15 protein-coding genes, 4 tRNA genes, 3 rRNA genes and 1 other RNA gene are annotated in these 20697 nt (G+C 25.2%); 10 read left to right on the top strand and 13 right to left on the bottom strand.

What is annotated here, in order from left to right:
• Positions 1-28 precede the first annotated feature (28 nt).
• From GJT99_RS00115 to metG, 3 genes are read left to right on the top strand one after another with little or no spacing between them, the layout of a single operon-like run.
• Positions 29-1969, top strand: a complete 1941-nt coding sequence (locus GJT99_RS00115) for an exoribonuclease II (RefSeq protein ID WP_168893711.1) — start codon at positions 29-31, stop codon at positions 1967-1969.
• Positions 1970-2000: 31 nt separating this feature from the next.
• A complete protein-coding gene (locus GJT99_RS00110) occupies positions 2001-2522 on the top strand; it encodes a metal-dependent hydrolase (protein WP_168893710.1) in 522 nt (173 codons plus the stop codon).
• A gap of 42 nt (positions 2523-2564) precedes the next feature.
• Positions 2565-4187: a methionine--tRNA ligase gene (gene metG / locus GJT99_RS00105; RefSeq protein WP_168893709.1), complete on the top strand. Its 1623-nt coding sequence runs from the start codon at positions 2565-2567 to the stop codon at positions 4185-4187.
• A 36-nt stretch (positions 4188-4223) separates the two neighbouring features.
• On the opposite strand, the gene alr is transcribed toward metG, so the two are convergent.
• On the bottom strand, positions 4224-5303 hold the full coding sequence (alr, locus tag GJT99_RS00100) for an alanine racemase (protein WP_168893708.1): 1080 nt from the start codon (positions 5301-5303) through the stop codon (positions 4224-4226).
• Between the two features lie 220 nt (positions 5304-5523).
• Between alr and hspQ the strand changes: the two genes are divergently transcribed.
• Entirely contained in the window at positions 5524-5844 is a 321-nt protein-coding gene (gene hspQ, locus GJT99_RS00095) for a heat shock protein HspQ (RefSeq protein ID WP_168893707.1), read from the top strand.
• 69 nt (positions 5845-5913) lie between these two features.
• Here the strand turns inward: hspQ and gltX are convergent, their stop codons facing one another.
• Positions 5914-7323, bottom strand: coding sequence for a glutamate--tRNA ligase (gltX, locus tag GJT99_RS00090; RefSeq protein WP_168893706.1), 1410 nt, complete (start codon positions 7321-7323; stop codon positions 5914-5916).
• Positions 7324-7458: 135 nt separating this feature from the next.
• Between gltX and GJT99_RS00085 the strand changes: the two genes are divergently transcribed.
• A tRNA-Val gene (locus GJT99_RS00085) sits at positions 7459-7531 on the top strand.
• A 40-nt stretch (positions 7532-7571) separates the two neighbouring features.
• Positions 7572-7644: transfer RNA gene (locus GJT99_RS00080), tRNA-Lys, on the top strand.
• A 621-nt stretch (positions 7645-8265) separates the two neighbouring features.
• Here the strand turns inward: GJT99_RS00080 and GJT99_RS00075 are convergent.
• Positions 8266-8339, bottom strand: a tRNA-Arg gene (locus tag GJT99_RS00075).
• Between the two features lie 93 nt (positions 8340-8432).
• Between GJT99_RS00075 and folD the strand changes: the two genes are divergently transcribed.
• On the top strand, positions 8433-9281 hold the full coding sequence (gene folD, locus GJT99_RS00070) for a bifunctional methylenetetrahydrofolate dehydrogenase/methenyltetrahydrofolate cyclohydrolase FolD (RefSeq protein WP_168893705.1): 849 nt from the start codon (positions 8433-8435) through the stop codon (positions 9279-9281).
• A gap of 23 nt (positions 9282-9304) precedes the next feature.
• Here the strand turns inward: folD and rnpB are convergent.
• Positions 9305-9656: RNase P RNA component class A (gene rnpB / locus GJT99_RS00065), an RNA gene on the bottom strand.
• 33 nt (positions 9657-9689) lie between these two features.
• Entirely contained in the window at positions 9690-10556 is an 867-nt protein-coding gene (gene rsmI, locus GJT99_RS00060; RefSeq protein ID WP_168893704.1) for a 16S rRNA (cytidine(1402)-2'-O)-methyltransferase, read from the bottom strand.
• Positions 10557-10645: 89 nt separating this feature from the next.
• Between rsmI and GJT99_RS00055 the strand changes: the two genes are divergently transcribed.
• Together GJT99_RS00055 and GJT99_RS00050 are read left to right on the top strand one after the other, a co-directional pair.
• Positions 10646-10730 (top strand) — tRNA-Ser (locus GJT99_RS00055).
• 17 nt (positions 10731-10747) lie between these two features.
• Positions 10748-11050: a TusE/DsrC/DsvC family sulfur relay protein gene (locus GJT99_RS00050; RefSeq protein WP_343033253.1), complete on the top strand. Its 303-nt coding sequence runs from the start codon at positions 10748-10750 to the stop codon at positions 11048-11050.
• 89 nt (positions 11051-11139) lie between these two features.
• Here GJT99_RS00050 and mreD read toward each other — a convergent pair whose 3' ends face one another.
• From mreD to GJT99_RS00035, 3 genes are read right to left on the bottom strand one after another with little or no spacing between them, the layout of a single operon-like run.
• Positions 11140-11613, bottom strand: coding sequence for a rod shape-determining protein MreD (gene mreD / locus GJT99_RS00045; protein WP_168893702.1), 474 nt, complete (start codon positions 11611-11613; stop codon positions 11140-11142).
• 6 nt (positions 11614-11619) lie between these two features.
• The gene (mreC, locus tag GJT99_RS00040; RefSeq protein WP_168893701.1) at positions 11620-12438 is read right to left on the bottom strand and encodes a rod shape-determining protein MreC; all 819 of its coding nucleotides are present in this window, start codon (positions 12436-12438) and stop codon (positions 11620-11622) included.
• A 25-nt stretch (positions 12439-12463) separates the two neighbouring features.
• Positions 12464-13510, bottom strand: a complete 1047-nt coding sequence (locus GJT99_RS00035; protein ID WP_168893700.1) for a rod shape-determining protein — start codon at positions 13508-13510, stop codon at positions 12464-12466.
• A 195-nt stretch (positions 13511-13705) separates the two neighbouring features.
• On the opposite strand from GJT99_RS00035, the gene aroQ reads away from it, so the two are divergent.
• Positions 13706-14161: a type II 3-dehydroquinate dehydratase gene (gene aroQ, locus GJT99_RS00030; protein WP_168893699.1), complete on the top strand. Its 456-nt coding sequence runs from the start codon at positions 13706-13708 to the stop codon at positions 14159-14161.
• Between the two features lie 7 nt (positions 14162-14168).
• Here aroQ and murB read toward each other — a convergent pair whose 3' ends face one another.
• The 5 genes from murB to greA form a co-directional block, all read right to left on the bottom strand.
• A complete protein-coding gene (murB, locus tag GJT99_RS00025; protein WP_168893698.1) occupies positions 14169-15209 on the bottom strand; it encodes a UDP-N-acetylmuramate dehydrogenase in 1041 nt (346 codons plus the stop codon).
• A 31-nt stretch (positions 15210-15240) separates the two neighbouring features.
• Positions 15241-15356 (bottom strand): 5S ribosomal RNA (gene rrf / locus GJT99_RS00020).
• Positions 15357-15406: 50 nt separating this feature from the next.
• Positions 15407-18341: ribosomal RNA gene (locus tag GJT99_RS00015) — 23S ribosomal RNA — on the bottom strand.
• A 147-nt stretch (positions 18342-18488) separates the two neighbouring features.
• Positions 18489-20067 (bottom strand): 16S ribosomal RNA (locus GJT99_RS00010).
• The 16S, 23S and 5S rRNA genes sit together here, the layout of an rRNA operon.
• A gap of 150 nt (positions 20068-20217) precedes the next feature.
• On the bottom strand, positions 20218-20697 hold the full coding sequence (greA, locus tag GJT99_RS00005) for a transcription elongation factor GreA (protein WP_168893697.1): 480 nt from the start codon (positions 20695-20697) through the stop codon (positions 20218-20220).

Raw genomic sequence — 20697 nt, 5'->3', positions numbered from 1 at the left:
TAATTTTATTAAAAAAAAAATTTTATTTATGTTTTATAATAACACAGTACTTTTACAATTAAAAAAAAAATTTACAAATAATTTACCCCTTATTAAGGGTTATGTTAAAATTTTAAATAAAAAATTAGTAATTTTAGAAACAAATAAAAATTATATATATCATATTTCTGAATCTTATCTAAAATATGTAATGGAAGGAGACTATATTTTAGCTAAAAATGATATTTATAATTTAATTAAAGTTATACCTATAAAATTAATAAAATCTAGTATTAATATTTTTAAAGGAAAAATAAAAAGAAAAAATGATATTTTTTATATAATTCCAAAAAAAAAAATTTTTTGTAAAAATATTATTCAATGTTTTGTAAAACAAAGTTTTATAAAAAATTTACAAAATAATGATAAAGTAGTTGCTAAAATTATTAGACATCCTTTAAATGGGGAAAAGGATATTTTTGTAGCTGAAGTAACAAATTTTTTAAATATAGATAATAAATATTTATTACCATGGTGGAATATTTTATTAAAATATAATTTATCCATAGATTCTCCTAGTAATTCTTTATGTGAAAAAATAAAATTTTTAGAAGAAAATATATATAGAAAAGATTTAACTAAATTATGTTTTATTACGATAGATAATAAAGACACTCAAGATATAGATGATGCATTATATATAGAAGAAATATCTGAAAAAAAATTATTAATTTATGTAGCTATAGCAGATCCAACCTCTTATATTAAACCAAATAGTTTAATTTATCAAATAGCTTCACAAAGAATATTTACTAATTATTTACCTGGATTAACCATTTCTTTATTACCAAAAATTCTATCAGAAAATTTTTGTTCTTTAAATTTTAAAAAAAAAAGACCAGCATTAATTTGTAAAATGATTATTAATCATAATGGTTTATTATCTAAAAAAATAATTTTTTTTACTGGATGGATAAAATCAAATGCAAAATTAAATTATAATGATGTTTCAAATTGGATAGAAAAAATAGGAAACTGGAAACCTAATAATCTAAAAATAGAAAAACAAATACTTTTTTTATATAAATTTTATTTATATCGTAAAAAATGGAATAATAAAAATATTACAAATTTTAATAATATAGATTATAAATTTATTTTTGGAGAAAAAGGTAATTTATTAAATATAATAATTGAAAAAAAAAGAATAGCTCATAAAATGATTGAAGCCGTTATGATTACAGCTAATATATGTGCATCTAATTTTTTATACAAAAATTCAAATTTTGGAATATATAATATTTATTATGGATTTAATACAAATAAACTTAATAAAATAATAAAATTATTAAAAGAACATAATATTAAATGTAATGCATCATATTTAACAACATTAGAAGGATATAAAAATATTTTTCGTAAATTAAAAGATTTAAAATTATCTATTATTTTAAATAGAATAAAAAAATATCAATTAATATCTTTATTTAATATAAAACCTGGTCCTCATTTTGCTTTAGGAGTAAAACGATATGCAACATGGACATCTCCTATGCGTAAATTTGGGGATTTAATTAATCATAGATTAATTAAATCAATTATTTATAAAAAAAAAATTTCCTTAGAAAAATCTTTAAATAATATTCATATCCAAATGAATCAAAAACGTTATTTAAATAAACAAGCAAAAAAAGATATATCAAATTTTTTATATTTTCAATATTTTAAAAATATATTAGTATATAAAAAAATTTTTATTTCCGAAATTATTGATATATCTTTTTTTGGTATAAAAGTAAGATTAATCCAAAATGGAGCATATGCATTTGTACCTAAAAAATTTTTATGTAATAATATAGATAATATTAATATTAATAAAGAAAAAGGTATTATTTTTAATAAAAAAAAATTTTTGTATAAAGTTACTGATAAAATTAAAGTAATGATAAAAGAAATCAATATTAATAGTATTATAGTTAAAATAATTTAATTTTTATAATTTATTTATAAATAAGGTTTATATGACAGTTAAAGGACATATAATATTTACTATATCTAGTAGTATTTTAATACAGCATTTTCTTTTTTCTAATATAATGTATCATGATGATTGGTGGCGTATTATTCCTGCTTCTATTATTACATGTTTATTACCTGATATTGATAATCCTAAATCTATTTTAGGACGTAAAGTAAAAATTATATCATATCTAATAAATAGATTATTTGGACATAGAGGATTTACACATAGTTTATTATCTATATTAATATTCGGATTTATAATTTTTTTTATCAATATAAAAATAATACATATTTTTGATATGAAATTAGGTTTTTTTATAGGTTATTGTAGTCATATTTTAGCAGATATATTAACTCCATTAGGAGTACCATTATTTTGGCCATATAAAAAAAAATTTAAGTTACCTCTTATTACAAATAAATTTATTAATGAAGATGTTTTTTGTTATTTATACTTAATATTTTCTATATATTTATTGTATCCTATTTGTAATAATATTATAATTAAATTTTTTAATTAAGATAATATATACTTTAAATTAAAAGTATATATAAAAAATATTATGTTTTCAAAAAAAAAAAAAATGTTAGTTACATGTGCATTACCATACGCTAATGGTAGTATCCATTTAGGTCATTTATTAGAACAAATACAAGCAGATATTTGGGTTAAATATAATCGCATGTGTGGACATGAAGTATATTTTATTTGTGCTGATGATGCTCATGGAACACCTATTATGTTAAAAGCTAAAGAATTAAATATTAAACCAGAAGAAGTAATTAATAAAATATATACTGAACATATTTCTGATTTAAAAAAATTTAACGTTAATCATGATAATTATCATACTACAAATAGTATTGAAAATTTTTTTTTTGTTAAATTAATTTTTAATCGTTTGAAGAAAAGAAAATTTATAAAAAAAAAAATTATTAAACAATTTTATGATGATAAATATAATATTTTTTTACCAGATAGATTTATAAAAGGTACTTGTTTGAATTGTAAATCTATTAATCAATATGGTGATCATTGTGAAAATTGTGGTACAACTTATTCTCCTATTAGCTTAATTAATCCATTTTCTGTTTTATCTAAAAAAAAACCTATATTATGTAATTCTGAACATTATTTTTTTGATTTACCTCAATTTAATAATTTTTTAAAACATTGGATTAATTCTAATGTTTTAGATAATAATATTAAAAATAAAATTCAAGAATGGTTTTTTCTAGGATTAAAACCATGGGATATTACTAGAGATGGTCCATATTTTGGTTTTAAGATACCTAAAACTATTAATAAATATTTTTATGTTTGGTTAGATGCACCTATAGGATATATAAGTACTTTTAAAAATTTATGTGATAAAAATATAAAACTAAATTTTTATCAATGGTGGAATAAAAAATCTGATACAGAACTATACCATTTTATTGGAAAAGATATAATTTATTTTCATTGTTTATTTTGGCCTGCAATATTAGAAGGTATAGATTTTAGAAAACCTACTAAATTATTTGTTCATGGACATGTAACATTAAATGGATATAAAATGTCTAAATCTAGAGGAAATTTTATTACTGCAAAAAAATGGTTAAAATTTTTAGATTCTGATAGCTTACGTTATTATTATGCTTCTAAATTATCATCTGATATTAATGATATTGATTTAAATATTAATGATTTTGTATTTAAAATTAACAGCGATATTGTAAATAAAATTGTTAATTTAGCTTCAAGAAATGCATATTTTATTAATAATTATTTTCATGATAATTTATCTAAAAATATTAATACAAAATTATATTTTAAATTTATTAAAAAATCTGAAATTATTCATATTTATTTTTATAAACGTAAATATAGTCATGTTATTAAACAAATTATAATTTTATCAAATATAGCTAACTCTTATATCGATCAATATAAACCTTGGTTATTAATAAAAGATAATACAAAAAAAAAAAAAGTTCAAAGTATTTGTTCAATGGGAATTAATATGTTTCGTGTAATTATGATTTATTTAAAACCAATTATGCCTATTTTATCTCGAAATACTGAATTATTTTTAAATCATAAATTATGTTTTAATAACATCAAATATCCTTTAATAAATAAAAAAATTAATAAATTTAAACCATTATTCAATAGAATTAATATAAAAAATATTATAATATGAATATATTTTTTATATTTTTATATTAAAAATTAAAATTTATTTTAAAATTCTAGGGACTCTTTTTGATAAGGAACACATTAATTCATATCCGATAGTATTTGCTGATTTTGCTACATCATCTATTTTAATATTATCTCCCCATAATTCTACTGAACTTCCTATTTTTGCTTTGGGAATATTTAATAAATCTATAGTTATCATATCCATAGATATATCACCTAATATTCTAGCTTTAACACCATGTACTAAAACAAAAGTTTTATTCTTTATACTTTTAGGATAACCATCTGCATAACCACATGCTACAATCCCTATTTTACGTTTTTTATTTGAAGAATATCTACAGTTATAACCAACAATTTGTCCTGGATATATTTTTTGTATAGATATAATTTTACTTTTTAATGTCATCACTGGTTTAATTTTTTTTTTATCAATATCTTTCCATATACCAGTTGGTGATGCTCCATATAAAATAATTCCGGTTCTTACCCAATCATAATGGGCATATTTATGCCATAATATAGCGCCAGAATTAGCAAATGAACATGAAAAATAATAATAATTATTAATATATTTTTTTATGTTATTTATCTGTTTTTTTATAAAATTTGAATTTATTGTTGTTTCTGCAAAATGAGTCATTAAACTAATTTTAAAAACATTAAGATTATTTTTAATAATATTAATTATTTTAAAAATTTTGTTTGTAGGAAATCCTAATCTATTCATACCACTATTAATTTTGATATATATATTAATAGGATATCGTGATTTATATTTTATTAATGCGTTTAATTGCCATTTACTATGTAAAGTAATAGTTAAATAATATTTATAAATTAAATATAATTCTTTTTTATTAAAAAAACCTTCTAATAAAAGAATAGGTTTATTACAACCACTATTCCTTAAAAGAATAGCTTCATCTAATGTTAAAACAGCAAAACCATCACTATTATCATTAATAAATGGATATATATTCTTAATACCATGTCCATAAGCATCTGACTTTAAAACAGACCAAATTTTTGATTTAAATGCAATATTTTTAATAATTTTTAAATTGTTTTTTAATGCATTAGTATTAATAATTGCTGAAATTGGCCTAACCATACAAATTTTATTTTTTAAAATTAAAAATCTAATATTGAATAACTTTTACGTAAAATTTACTCTAATATTATTTATTATATGTGTATGTTATATTTTTTTTTAAAAAAATTCAAGAAAAATAAAATTTTACATATTTAACTTTAAATTAATATTTTTTTTATAAAAAATTTGTTATATAATTATTGTCAAGACTGTAATATATCTTAGGAAGAATCTTATAATGATTACCAGTAAATTTGGTATTGGTCAACAAGTAAGACATAAGTTGTTAGGTTTTTTAGGAGTTATAGTTGATGTCGATCCTGAATATTCTTTACGTGATCCTAAAATTGATGAAGTTGCAGAAAGTATCACATTACGTAATAAACCATGGTATCATGTAGTAATGGAAGATGATACAGGACAACCTATACATACCTATTTAGCAGAAGCACAATTATCAGGAGAACCTTTAGAAAATGAACACCCAGAAAATTCATCATTAGATGAACTATCTGCTTCAATTAAAAAACAATTAATAAAATCTAAGCTAAGAAATTAATATGGGTGAAAGTACAATAAAATTATTTTATTTGTATTATTATTAATAATTAAAAATAAGTTTTATGATTCATACATTGTTGAATTTAATAAAACTTATTGCATTTTTAATGTGATATATAGTTTTTTCCTTACCCATTAAATATACAATCTTATTAATTGGAGGAGTATTTTCCAATCCAGTAATAGCTAAACGTGTAGTCATTGCTATTTCTTTGAATTTTATATTTGATTTAGATAATATATCTTTAAATATAAAATCTATATCTTTTATAGACCATATTTTTATATTATTAAGATTTTTTAAAAATAAAGATAAAATTATTTTTGTATTATTATTTAAATATTTTTGAATTACTAAATTTTTATTATAATTTGGATCAGTATAAAAAATTATACATAAATTACTTATTTCATTTAATGTATTACATCTCTTATAAAATATTTTATATAAATCTTTTAATTTAGGTCCATTATTAATATTTATATTTTTTTTATTTAAAAAATTTTTTAAATAATTAATCATATCTTTTTCTGAAAATTTATTTAAATAATATTTATTAAACCAATTTAATTTTTTTATAGTAAAAATACTAGAAGATTTATTTAAATTTTTTAAATTAAAAAATTTTTGCATTTCTTCTAATGAAAAAATTTCTTTATTACCATAAGACCAACCTAAACGTAAAATATAATTTAATACTGCATGAGGTAAATAACCATTCTTTTTATATTTTAAAATATTAAAATTATTATCTCTTTTAGAAATTTTTTTACCTGATGTATCTGTGATTACAGATACATGAGTATAGGAGGGAATTAATGCTTTAATTGCATTAATAATATGTATTTGTTTTGGAGTATTATTTATATGTTCTTCACCTCTAATAATATGAGTAACTTTCATATCCCAATCATCTATTACTACGCAAAAATTATATGTAGGAATACCATTTGAACGTTTAATTATAAAATCTTCTAGTATATCATTCTTAAATGTAATTTTTCCTCTAATAGTATCTATAAATGTAGTATATTTTTCTTTTTCAATATGTAATTTTACTGTATAAGTTTTATGATTATCAATTATATTTTTAATATTTCGACATTGACAATTATATGTAATTTTATTTTTAATAAATTTTTTTTGTGATTTATTTTGTTCTATTTTTTTTTTAGAACAATAACATTTATATGCACTACCATTATTTAACATCATATTAATAATATTATTGTATCTATCTAATCTTTTACTTTGAAAGTATGGACCTTTATCCCAATTAATTTTTAACCATTTTAATGTTTCAATAATATTTTTGACGAAAATATCTTGTGATCTTTTAAAATCAGTATCTTCAATACGTAATATAAACTTACCATTATTTTTTTTAGCAAATAACCATGAATATAAAGCAGTTCGAATGTTACCTATATGTAAATAACCAGTAGGACTAGGTGCAAATCTAGTGATAATTTTCATAATTTATAAAATTATTAATTTTAATCGTATATTGTAATATATATATTATAATATAATAATTTTATTTTAAAATATTTTAATAAAAATATTGACATTTAAGTAATAAAAATAATAGCATATAAGTGTTATCATTTTGGGTGATTAGCTCAGTTGGTAGAGTATCTCCCTTACAAGGAGGAGGTCGGCGGTTCAAATCCGTCATCACCCATAAACAAGATAGATGTATTATAAATTTATAAAAAATATTTGGGTCGTTAGCTCAGTTGGTAGAGCAGTTGACTTTTAATCAATTGGTCACAGGTTCAAATCCTGTACGGCCCAAAATAAGGTGTATTTAAAAAAATAAATTTAAAAATTTTGTTATAAAATTATTTAAAATATATTCTATATATACTTATTTATTATTTTTGTAAATTATAAATGATTAATATCATTGTTATAATTTTTTTTATTTAATTATTATGTTTTTTATAAAATCTGATGTAGAATATTCTCATTATTTAGATAAATAATTAGAAGAGTAATATAATTGTAAATTTTTTAAAAATTTTATTAAAAAAATTTATGAAGTAAAATTTGTATATTGTATGTAATACTAATTTTAAAATATTTTAAAAAGTAACTAAAGTTTTTTTAATTTAAAAATTATTAACATTGTATATTATTCAACGAAATTAAAAATTTAAATATAGTTAGTATTTTACTAATCATCACAAAGTAATAATACTATTAATTTTTTCTATAAAATAATTTAAAATTATATTAATTTTAATAATTTATTTCTAAATTATTAAAAGAAAAATAATACAAGTTTTAAATCTAATTTTATATTTATTAATTAATGTTAAAAATTTTTTAAATATAATTAATAAAAAAAGTTAAATTTATTTTTTAAATCACTTAACAAAATATTTTAAAAAATTTATAATTTTATTAAAATTTTGCGCTCTACAGGATTTGAACCTGTGACAAATAGCTTAGAAGGCTATTGCTCTATCCAACTGAGCTAAGAGCGCAAAAATATTATACATAATATATCATATATTATAATATATATTCAAATTAATTAAATTATTTTATTTATTATTTTTTATAATGAGTTATATTAAATGAATGCTAAAATTATTAATGGACATGTTATTGCCGAAAAAATATATATTAATATATATAAAAAAATGAAAAATATTCTTTTATCTAGAAAAAGAAAACCTGGATTAGGAATAATATTAGTAGGAAATAATGCAGCATCTAAAATTTATGTAAAAAATAAATTAAAAATTTGTAAAAAATTAGGATTTTTTTACGATAGTTATAATTTAACAGATAAAATTAATGAATATACAATAATAAAAATAATTAATTTTTTAAATAAAAATAAATACATTGATGGTATTTTAGTACAATTACCCTTACCAAAACAAATTAATTTTATAAAAATAATAGAAATAATAAATCCTAAAAAAGATGTAGATGGTTTTCATCCTTATAATATTGGTCGTTTATGTCAAAGAGCTCCATTATTACGTCCCTGTACATCTTTAGGTATATTACAATTATTAAAATATTATAAAATTAATACTTATGGATTGAATACTGTAATTGTAGGTGCTTCTAATATAGTAGGTCGTCCCATGGCTATGGAATTATTATTAGCTGGATGTACTATTACTATTACACATCGTTTTACAAAAAATTTACGATATTATATAGAATATGCAGATTTACTAATAGTAGCTGTTGGGAAACCTAATTTTATACCAGGTAAATGGATAAAATTAGGTGCTATTGTAATTGATATTGGAATTAATAGAATTAATAAAAATAAAATTATAGGTGATGTTAATTTTGAACAAGCTAAAAAAAGAGCTTCTTATATTACACCTGTTCCTGGTGGGATAGGACCAATTACTGTAGCTACTTTAATGAAAAATATTTTGTATGCTTATGAAAAAGCATAATTTCATGTATAAAATTATGCTAATTATAAAGTTATCTTTTAAGCCGGATTCTGTCTCGAACAGTCATTTATCTAGAATAATAATTACTTATTATTTCAAGCAGCTTACCCAAGTTTATAGTACGGGTTATACAAACTTATATTTAGCCTTGCTCCTGGTGGAGTTTACATTGACATATATTATTACTAATATATCGGTATGCTTTTACCATACCTTTTCACCCTTACCACATTATATTTTTTATATTATGGCGGTATTTTTTCTGTTGCACTATTCGTAAGTTCACACTTCCCAGCAATTAACTGGCACCATACCCTATGGAGTCCGGACTTTCCTCTTTTATATTTTAATAAAAGCGACTGTTTTATTAACTTTAACGAATTATATTATAATATATAATAATATAAATTAGTATTTATTTTTTATATAAAATTTATATAAAAAATTTCTTTTAATAGAATATATATCTGCAGTGATATTTATTGCTTTTTTTATTGGTAATTCTTTTTTTAAATTTAACAATGTTTTAATTATTTTCGGGGATAATTGCATATTTGTCTTAGACAAGATTTTATATCCACTAATAATCAAAATGATTTCTCCTTTTATTTTATTTAAATCTAATTTAATCCATTTAATTAAATTAGATATATTATCTCCATGTATATTTTCCCATTTTTTTGTTAATTCCTTAGCTAAAACAATATATCTATTTTCTCCAAAAATATTTTTTATATCATCTAAACATTTCAATACTCTATGAGTGGCTTCATAAATAATTATGGTTCTACATTCAAATTTTAATTCTTGTAATCTTTTAATTCTTTTGGTTTTTTTAGAAGATAAAAATCCTTCATAACAAAACCTATTTGTTGGTAAACCTGAAACAGATAAAGCTGATATAGCTGAACAAGGACCTGGAATTGGTATAATTTTAATTTTAATATATTTTTTACGACATAATTTAATTATTCTATATCCAGGATCATTAATTAATGGAGTTCCTGAATCAGATACTAATGCTGTATTATATCCTTGTTTTATTTTTTCTAAAAATTTTTTTGCACTTTGTTTTTCATTATATGAATGATAAGAGTATAATTTTTTTTTAATATTAAAATATTTTAATAATAACCCTGTTTTTCTAGTATCTTCTGCTAAAAGAAAGTCTACTTTACTTAAAGTAAGTAATGCTCGTTTACTGATATCATCATAATTACCTATTGGTGTAGCAACTACATATAGATTACCTGGTTTAATATTATTATTTTTCATATATTACTAATTAATTAGAATATTAACTTTAATTTTTTTATTAAATATATTATTATACATGTAATATGTATGTTTTATAAACAAAAAATGGAGGAATGGCCGAGTGGTTGAAGGCACCGGTCTTGAAAACCGGAAATAGGAAACTATTCGAGAGTTCGAATCTCTCTTCCTCCTAATAATATTAATAATAAATATGTACAAACATTTATTTATATAAAAAAATAATGGTATGGGATATTAACATAGCTATTAATGTAGCTAATTTAGAAAAAATTAAATTAAATGATAATCATTGGAAAGTAATATATATGTTACGTTATTTATATTTTAAATATAAAATACATCCAAATATGAGAATATTAATCAATCAACTTAAAAAAAAACATAAAAATATAAAATGGAGTAGTATTATTTTATTTAATTTATTCCCTAATGGAGTTATAAAACAAGCTTCTAAAATAGCTGGAATTCCACAAAACAATATTTGTTTATAATAAGAAAAATAAAAAATATTATTTCAAATAAAATAAAAACTACATTAAATTTATCTATTAATGGATAATTCTAGATTATTTAAAAAAAATTAAAAATTTCTATATTTAAAACGTATTCTTTTAAAATAAAAACAAATAATTATCCATATAAAACTATTTAAAATACTTTGTAATAATAATTTTATATAATCATAATTAATACTATTAATATTATAAATAATTATATTCATTAGTAATAAAATACAAGTTATAAACAATAATTTATATATTAAATTTAAATTTATAATTAATTTACGATTATATAATAAAAAATATGTTATTATACATAATAATAAACTATGTGTTCCTAAAATATAGTTTGTAAAAAAATCTATTACTAATCCAATGAAAAAACTAGTAGTAATATTAATTTTATACGGATGAAATAATATCCAATAAATTAAAATCAATGTTAACCATTGTATATGTAAAATAATATTGTTACTTTTATTAAAAATAATTTGTAGAAATAATGATATTACAAATGTTGTATAAATAAATAATTTAAAAAAATAATTTTTCATGTTGTATTAAGAATTTATTAATAGTAATACATATTTTATTTGTTCTATTTGTAAAAATGGTTTAACATAAACTATATTAAAATTTTTTTCTTTATCAAACATTACATTATCAACTGTACCTACAGGATATCCTTGAGGATATTGTTCATCTAAACCAGATGTAACTAATACATCTCCTTTTTTAATTATTATATCAGTAGATAAATATTCAGATTTTAAAGATTTAATACATCCATTCCCATTTATTATAAATGTAATATTACTGTTTTTTATTTGTACAGGTAAAGAAAAATTTTTATTACAAATTAATAAAACTTGGCTACTCTTTTTTTTACTAGATATTATTTGACCTACTATACCTTGTTCATTAAGTACTATTGTACCTGGAGAAACATGATCTTTTAATCCTTTATCAATAAAAATTTCATTTTTACATCTAGGAAATATAATTGGTATTATTTTTGCTAAAATATTGGTTTTATCTTTTAAAAAAGGTAATTTTAAAATTTTTTTTAATTTATTATTTTCTTGTTTAATTTCCTCTAAATTACATAATTGTACATTTTGTTGTAAAATTTTATTAAATAAATATTTATTATTTTTTTGTACAATATTATTTTTTAAAAAAAAAATTGAGATATTTTCGTATATAGAAAATGGCTTATTTAAAAAAAAATATATAGGACTCATAATGTTATTAATATTATATCTTATTTTTATAAAAAAATTAGAATACATATCAATAATTATAATAATAGTTGATATAATAATAAAAATTATTGTTTTTGATTTTAAAATAGGTTTTTTATTAAAAATTAATTTCATAATTATGTTATCGTAAAATTACAGTTTATTCTTCACTAAATAAATCACCTTCATGTGTATCAATCATTTCTAGTGCTTTTCCTCCACCTCTTGCTACACAAGTTAATGGATCTTCGGCAATAGAAACTGAAATACCTGTTTCTTCTATTAATAATTTATCAAAATTTTTTAATAATGCTCCTCCACCTGTTAATACCATCCCCCTTTCAGCAATATCAGCTGCTAATTCAGGAGGACATTTTTCTAAAGCAATCATTATAGCACTTACTATTCCTGTTAATGGTTCTTGAAGAGCTTCTAAAATTTCATTAGAATTTAATGTAAAACTTCTTGGTACTCCTTCAGCTAGATTTCTTCCTCTTACTTCTATTTCTAATATCTCTTCATTATTATTATAAGCAGATCCTATTCTATGTTTAATTTTTTCTGCAGTTACTTCTCCAATTAAAGAACCATAATTACGTCTTACATGATTAATAATAGATTCATCAAATCTATCTCCTCCTATTCTAACAGAGGAAGAATATACTATTCCATTAAGAGATATAACTGCTACTTCAGTAGTCCCCCCCCCTATATCTATAACCATAGATCCTGTAGCTTCTGAAACTGGCAGACCAGAACCAATTGCAGCAGCCATTGGCTCCTCTATTAAAAAAACTTCTCTTGCTCCTGCGCCTTCGGCGGATTCACGAATAGCTCTCCTTTCAACTTGGGTTGCTCCTACAGGAACGCATACTAATACTCTAGGACTAGGTTTCATAAAACTATTACTATGAACTTGTTTTATAAAATGTTGTAACATTTTTTCGGTAATAAAAAAATCTGCTATAACACCATCTTTCATTGGCCTAATAGCTGTAATATTACCTGGAGTTCTTCCTAACATTTGTTTTGCATTATATCCTACAGCAGCGACACTTTTAGGAAATCCTGCTTTATCCTGTCTTATAGCTACAACAGAAGGTTCATTTAAAACAATACCTTTACCTTTTACGTAAATTAAAGTATTTGCTGTTCCTAAATCTATAGATAAATCATTAGAAAACATTCCCCGAAATTTTTTTAACATAATAAAAAAACCCGATTTTGTATTTATAGTTATTTTAATTAAATTAATTTTACTTTGTACATTATGATAACATTTTATTTATAATAAATATATTATTTTATAAACAAAAAATTAAAAATTAATTTACATTATGTGTATATATAGATTAAAATTATAAATTAAATAAAATTTTTTAAAAAATAAAATATAAAAAATATGAAAAAAAATAAATATCATATTTTAATTTTAAATGGTCCTAATTTAAATCTTTTAGGTTTAAGAGAACCAGATAAATATGGTAATAAATCTTTAAAAGATATTATTAATATGTTATTAACAAAAATTAATAAAAAATATTGTAAACTAAGTCATTTTCAATCTAACGCAGAATATAAATTAATAGATTATTTAATAAAATATAAAAACCAAATTGATTATATTATTTTTAATCCTGCTGCATTTACACATACTAGTATTGCTTTACGTGATACTTTATTAGCGATTAATATCCCTTTTATAGAAGTACATATTACTAATATATATAGACGAGAAATTTTTCGAAAAAAATCTTTCTTTTCAGATATTTCTAATGGTGTGATATCTGGATTAGGTTCAGATTGTTATGTTTTAGCATTAAAAACTATTGTAAAAAAATTAAAAATACGTATTTAAATAAAATTTAATTATTATTATTTTTAAAATAAATTAAAGGATTTATTTCTCCATAATTATCTATAATTCTTACTTCTGGTTCTAACCAAATATCAAATTTATTTCCAACAGTATTGTATATTTTAATTGCAAAATTTAGTATATCCATACCTGATGAATTATTAAATTTATTTACAATTATTAATGACTGTTTAGAATAAACAGTTACTCCTTTATAAAGAAATTTACTAAAATTACATTGGTTAATTAACCATCCTGCTGATAATTTCATATAATTATTTTTTAACACATAAGGCATATTAGGAAATATTTGTAATAATTTAAATCCTTTTTGTAGAGATATATAAGGATTTTTAAAAAAACTACCTGCATTACCATAAATTTTAGGATGAGGAATTTTTTTTTTTCTTATATTACAAATATAATTAAAAATTTTTTGAGGAGTAATATTATGATTTTTTAAATGTTTTAAACAATGATATTTTAAATTTGGAATCCATTTTTTAGGTAAAAATAAACCAATAGAAATAATAATATATTTTTTATAGTTTTTATGTTTAAAAACACTATTTCTATATTTAAACTGACAATCTTTGTTATTTAATCTTTTGATTTTTTTACTTACAGGATCAATAATGTCAACATATTGACAAAAATCTTTTATACTAGAACCATAAGCTCCAATATTTTGGATTGGAGCAGAACCTACGCATCCAGGTATTAATGCTAAATTTTCTAAACCATAAATTTTCTTTTTTATTGTAAATTTAACTAATTTATGCCAATTTTCTCCAGAATTTACATGTAAATTCCAATATTTTTTAGATTCTCTAATATATATACCTTTTATCCTATTAATAATAACTAATCCATAGAAATCATTTAAAAATAAAACATTACTTCCTTCTCCTAAAATTAAACAAGGATAATATTTTTTTTTATATTTTTCCCATAATTGACAGAGTTTTTTTAAATCTTTAATTAAAAAAATTTTGTATACATTAACTTTTAAATTAAAAGTATTTAATATTTTTAATGAATTATTCATATATAAAATTGTTATATAAATTTTTACTTTATCCTGGTATTTACCTACTCTCACATGAGGAAACCTCACACTACCATTGGCACTACAATGTTTCACTTCTGAGTTCGGAATGGATTCAGGTGGTACCATTGCGTTATTTATACCAGGATTTTACTAAATATTACTTAATAATTTAATCTAAACGATTCTGGTGTTGTAAGGTTAAGACTCACGGGTGTTTATTAGTACTAGTTAGCTTAACATATTACTATGCTTACACATCTAGCCTATCAACGTTATAGTCTCTAACGTCCCTTAAGAGATTTTTGTAAATAATTAACAAAAATCATGGGAAGATTAATCTTAAGGTAAGTTTCGCACTTATATGCTTTCAGCGCTTATCTTTTCCATATTTAGCTACCGGGCAATGCCATTGGCATGACAACCCGAACACCATAGATATGTTCACTCCGGTCCTCTCGTACTAGGAGCAAATCCTTTCAATCTTCCAACGCCCACGGCAGATAGGGACCGAACTGTCTCACGACGTTCTAAACCCAGCTCGCGTACCACTTTAAATGGCGAACAGCCATACCCTTGGGACCTACTTCAGCCCCAGGATGTGATGAGCCGACATCGAGGTGCCAAACACCGCCGTCGATATGAACTCTTGGGCGGTATTAGCCTGTTATCCCCGGAGTACCTTTTATTCGTTGAGCGATGGCCTTATCATACAGAACCACCGGATCACTAAGACCTGCTTTCGCATCTGTTCGAATTGTCATTCTTACAGTTAAGCCAGCTTATGCCTTTGCACTAACCTCACGATTTCCGACCGTGATTAGCTGACCTTAGTACTCCTCCGTTACTCTTTAGGAGGAGACCGCCCCAGTCAAACTACCTACCAGACATTGTCTCTAATCCGGATTACGGATTTAGGTTAGAATAATAAGTATTAAAGGGTGGTATTTCAAGGTTGATTCCATATTAACTAGCGCTAATACTTCATTATCTCCCACCTATCCTACACATCAATATTTATTAGTCAATATCAAGCTATAGTAAAGGTTCACGGGGTCTTTCCGTCTTGCCGCGGGTACACTGCATCTTCACAGCAATTTCAATTTCACTGAGTCTCAGGTGGAGACAGTCTGACCATCATTACGCCATTCGTGCAGGTCGGAACTTACCCGACAAGGAATTTCGCTACCTTAGGACCGTTATAGTTACGGCCGCCGTTTACCGGGGCTTCGATCAAGAGCTTCTTATAAAATAATAACCCCATCAATTAACCTTCCGGCACCGGGCAGGCGTCACACCGTATACGTCCACTTACGTGTTTGCACAGTGCTGTGTTTTTAATAAACAGTTGCAGTCAGCTGTTATCTTAGACTGATTTCAGCTTAAAAAGTAAATTTTTTTACTTACAATCAGTGTGCCTTCTCCCGAAGTTACGGCACTATTTTGCCTAGTTCCTTCACCTGAGTTCTCTCAAGCGCCTTAGTATTCTCTACCTGACTACCTGTGTCGGTTTAGAGTACGATTCAATATTATTTAAGTTTAGAGGATTTTCTTGTAAGTATGGTATCAATTACTTCAATACAGTAAAGTATTTCGTCATCACGCCTTAATGTTAATAATTATCCGGATTTTCCTAGATAATCCATCTACACGCTTAAACCAAGATAACCATCGCTTGGATAATCTAACCTTCTTCGTCCCCCCTTCACAACAATAATGAGTACAGGAATATTAACCTGTTATCCATCGATTACGCTTTTCAGCCTCATCTTAGGGATCGACTTACCCTACCCCGATTACCGTTGGATAGGAACCCTTAGTCTTTCGGCGAATAGGTTTTTCACCTATTTTATCGTTACTCATGTCAGCATTCGCACTTCTGATATCTTCAATAAATTTTACAATTTACCTTCAACAATTTACAGAACGCTCCCCTACCCAATAAAATAATACTTCTTTTATTGTCGCAGCTTCGGTGTATAATTTAGCCCCGTTATATCTTCCGCGCAGAACGACTAGACCAGTGAGCTATTACGCTTTCTTTAAATGATGGCTGCTTCTAAGCCAACATCCTGGCTGTTTATGCCTTTCCACTTCGTTTCCCACTTAATTATAACTTAGGGACCTTAGCTAGCGATCTGGGTTGTTTCCCTCTCCACAACGGACGTTAGCACCCGCTGTGTGTCTCCCGTGATAACATAAATTTGGTATTCGTAGTTTGCATCGGATTGGTAAATCTGGTAGATTCCCTAACCGAAACAGAGCTCTACCCCCAAATATGAATCCACGAGGCGCTACCTAAATAGCTTTCGGGGAGAACCAGCTATCTCCCGGTTTGATTGGCCTTTCACCCCTAACCACAAGTCATCCGCTAATTTTTCAACATTAGTCGGTTCGGTCCTCCAGTAAGAATTACCCAACCTTCAACCTGCTCATGGTTAGATCACCGGGTTTCGGGTCTATATCCTGCAACTAAACGCCCTTTTAAGACTCGGTTTCCCTACGGCTTCCTTATACAGTTAACCTTGCTACAAAATATAACTCGCTGACCCATTATACAAAAGGTACGCAGTCACACTTTTTTAAAGTGCTCCTACTGCTTGTACGTATATGATTTCAGGTTCTATTTCACTCCCCTAACCGGGGTTCTTTTCACCTTTCCCTCACGGTACTAGTTCACTATCGGTCAGTCAGTAGTATTTAGCCTTAGAGGATGATCCCCCTATGTTCAAACAAGATTACTCGTGTCTCGTTCTACTCATTGAGATTATAACTATTATATTTTAATATACAGGACTATCACCTTGTGTCGTATAACTTTCCAGTTATTTCTACTAATATAATAATTAAAATATATCTCGGGCTGTTTCCTGTTCGCTCGCCACTACTAAGAAAATCTCTGTTGATTTCTTTTCCTCAAGATACTTAGATGTTTCAGTTCTCCTGGTTCACTTCGTAATTCTATGTATTTAAATTACGATAATATATAATTACATATATTAGGTTTCCCCATTCGGAAATCGCCGACTAATAACGTTTTATATCAACTTATCGACGCTTTTCGCAGATTTACACGTCCTTCATCGCCTCTGACTGCCAAGGCATCCGTCATATACGCTTATTTACTTAACCTTACAACCCACAATCGTCTAAATATTTTAAACAAATTTTATAACAAAATTTGTTATTTAATTAATATTTATTAAATTTTTATTTCCTAATTTTTAAAAAACTTAAAAAACTTTTGAGGGCACTCTTCTTTAAGAGAACTTTGAAAGTAAAGGAGGTGATCCAACCACAGGTTCCCCTACGGTTACCTTGTTACGACTTCACCCCAGTTATGAATCATAAAGTGGTAAGCGTCCTCCTTCTTTACAAAAGGTTAAACAACTTACTTCTTTTACAACCCACTCCCATGGTGTGACGGGCGGTGTGTACAAGGCCCGGGAACGTATTCACCGTAGCATTCTGATCTACGATTACTAGCGATTCCGACTTCATAGAGTCGAGTTGCAGACTCCAATCCGAACTAAGATATATTTTGTGAGATCCGCTTACTTTTACAAGGATGCTTCTCTTTGTATATACCATTGTAGCACGTGTGTAGCCCTGGTCGTAAGGGCCATGATGACTTGACGTCGTCCTCACCTTCCTCCGGTTTATCACCGGCAGTCTTCTTTGAGTTCCCAGCTTTAACTGATGGCAACAAAGAATAAGGGTTGCGCTCGTTGCGGGACTTAACCCAACATTTCACAACACGAGCTGACGACAGCCATGCAGCACCTGTCTCCGCGTTCCCGAAGGCACCCCTCTCTTTCAAGAGGATTCGCGGCATGTCAAGCCCTGGTAAGGTTCTTCGCGTTGCATCGAATTAAACCACATGCTCCACCGCTTGTGCGGGCCCCCGTCAATTCATTTGAGTTTTAACCTTGCGGTCGTACTTCCCAGGCGGTCGACTTAACGCGTTAGCTACGAAAGCTATAAGTCAAGCTTACAACCTTCAAGTCGACATCGTTTACAGCATGGACTACCAGGGTATCTAATCCTGTTTGCTCCCCATGCTTTCGCACCTGAGCGTCAGTATTCGTCCAGGGGGTCGCCTTCGCCACTGGTATTCCTCCAGATATCTACGCATTTCACCGCTACACCTAGAATTCTACCCCCCTCTACGAAACTCAAGTTAATCAGTTTCAAATGCAGTTCCTAAGTTAAGCTTAGGGATTTCACATCTGACTTAATTAACCGCCTACGTGCTCTTTACGCCCAGTAATTCCGATTAACGCTAGCACCCTCCGTATTACCGCGGCTGCTGGCACGGAGTTAGCCGGTGCTTCTTTTACAAGTAACGTCAATAATGAAATGTATTAGATTCCATTGCTTCTTTCTTGTTGAAAGTACTTTACAACCCTAAGGCCTTCTTCATACACGCGGCATAGCTGCATCAGGCTTTCGCCCATTGTGCAATATTCCCCACTGCTGCCTCCCGTAGGAGTCTGGACCGTGTCTCAGTTCCAGTGTGGCTGATTATCCTCTCAGACCAGCTAGAGATCGTCGCCTAGGTAGGCTTTTACTCTACCTACTAGCTAATCTCGTCTGGGTTCATCTAATGGTATAAGGTTTTATATAAAAAATATAAAATCCCCTACTTTGATCTTTTAAAAGATATTATGAGGTATTAGCTATCGTTTCCAATAGTTATCCCTCTCCATAAGGCAGATCCCCAGATATTACTCACCCGTCCGCCGCTTGCCGACAATAAAAAAAAAGAAAACTTTTTCTCATTTCGCTGCCGCTCGACTTGCATGTGTTAGGCTTGCCGCCAGCGTTCAATCTGAGCCATGATCAAACTCTTCAATTTTTGAAAAAATAATGCAAAATAAAAATCTTCTAAAAATTGAATGTCCACACATATTTTCTGATAAATTATTAAAAAACAAAAGAAAATTTTAAATATAAAATTTCTTTATCTTATTTAGTAATATATTCGAAACTTATAATAAAGTCAAATTTAAATATACTTAATATTTAATATTCTATATTTTATAATTCCTCCTGGTGTTTTTACTGTAACAATATTATTTTTTTTTTCACCTATTAATGCTCTAGCAAGAGGAGCATTAATTGAAATTAAATTATTTTTTAAATCTGATTCGTCATGTCCTACAATTTTATAAGAAATAACTTTATTATTTAATGTATTTATTATACAAACAGTAGAACCAAAAATAACTTTATTATTATGTACAGTTTTAGTTACATCTATGATATTTGCATTTGATAATTTATGTTCTATTTCTTGAATACGTCCTTCACAAAAACTCTGCAATTCACGAGCAGATTGATATTCTGCATTTTCCTTCAAATCACCATGTTTTCTAGCCTCTATAATAGAATTAATAATTTTAGGTCTTTCTATATCTTTTAATATTTTTAATTCTTTACGTAATTTTTTTATACCTTGTAAAGTCATAGGAATTTGATTAATCAT

Origin of the sequence: Enterobacteriaceae endosymbiont of Donacia cincticornis, assembly GCF_012568845.1 — a bacterium.
GTDB lineage: Bacteria > Pseudomonadota > Gammaproteobacteria > Enterobacterales > Enterobacteriaceae.
This window is presented reverse-complemented; position numbering and strand designations above follow the sequence as displayed.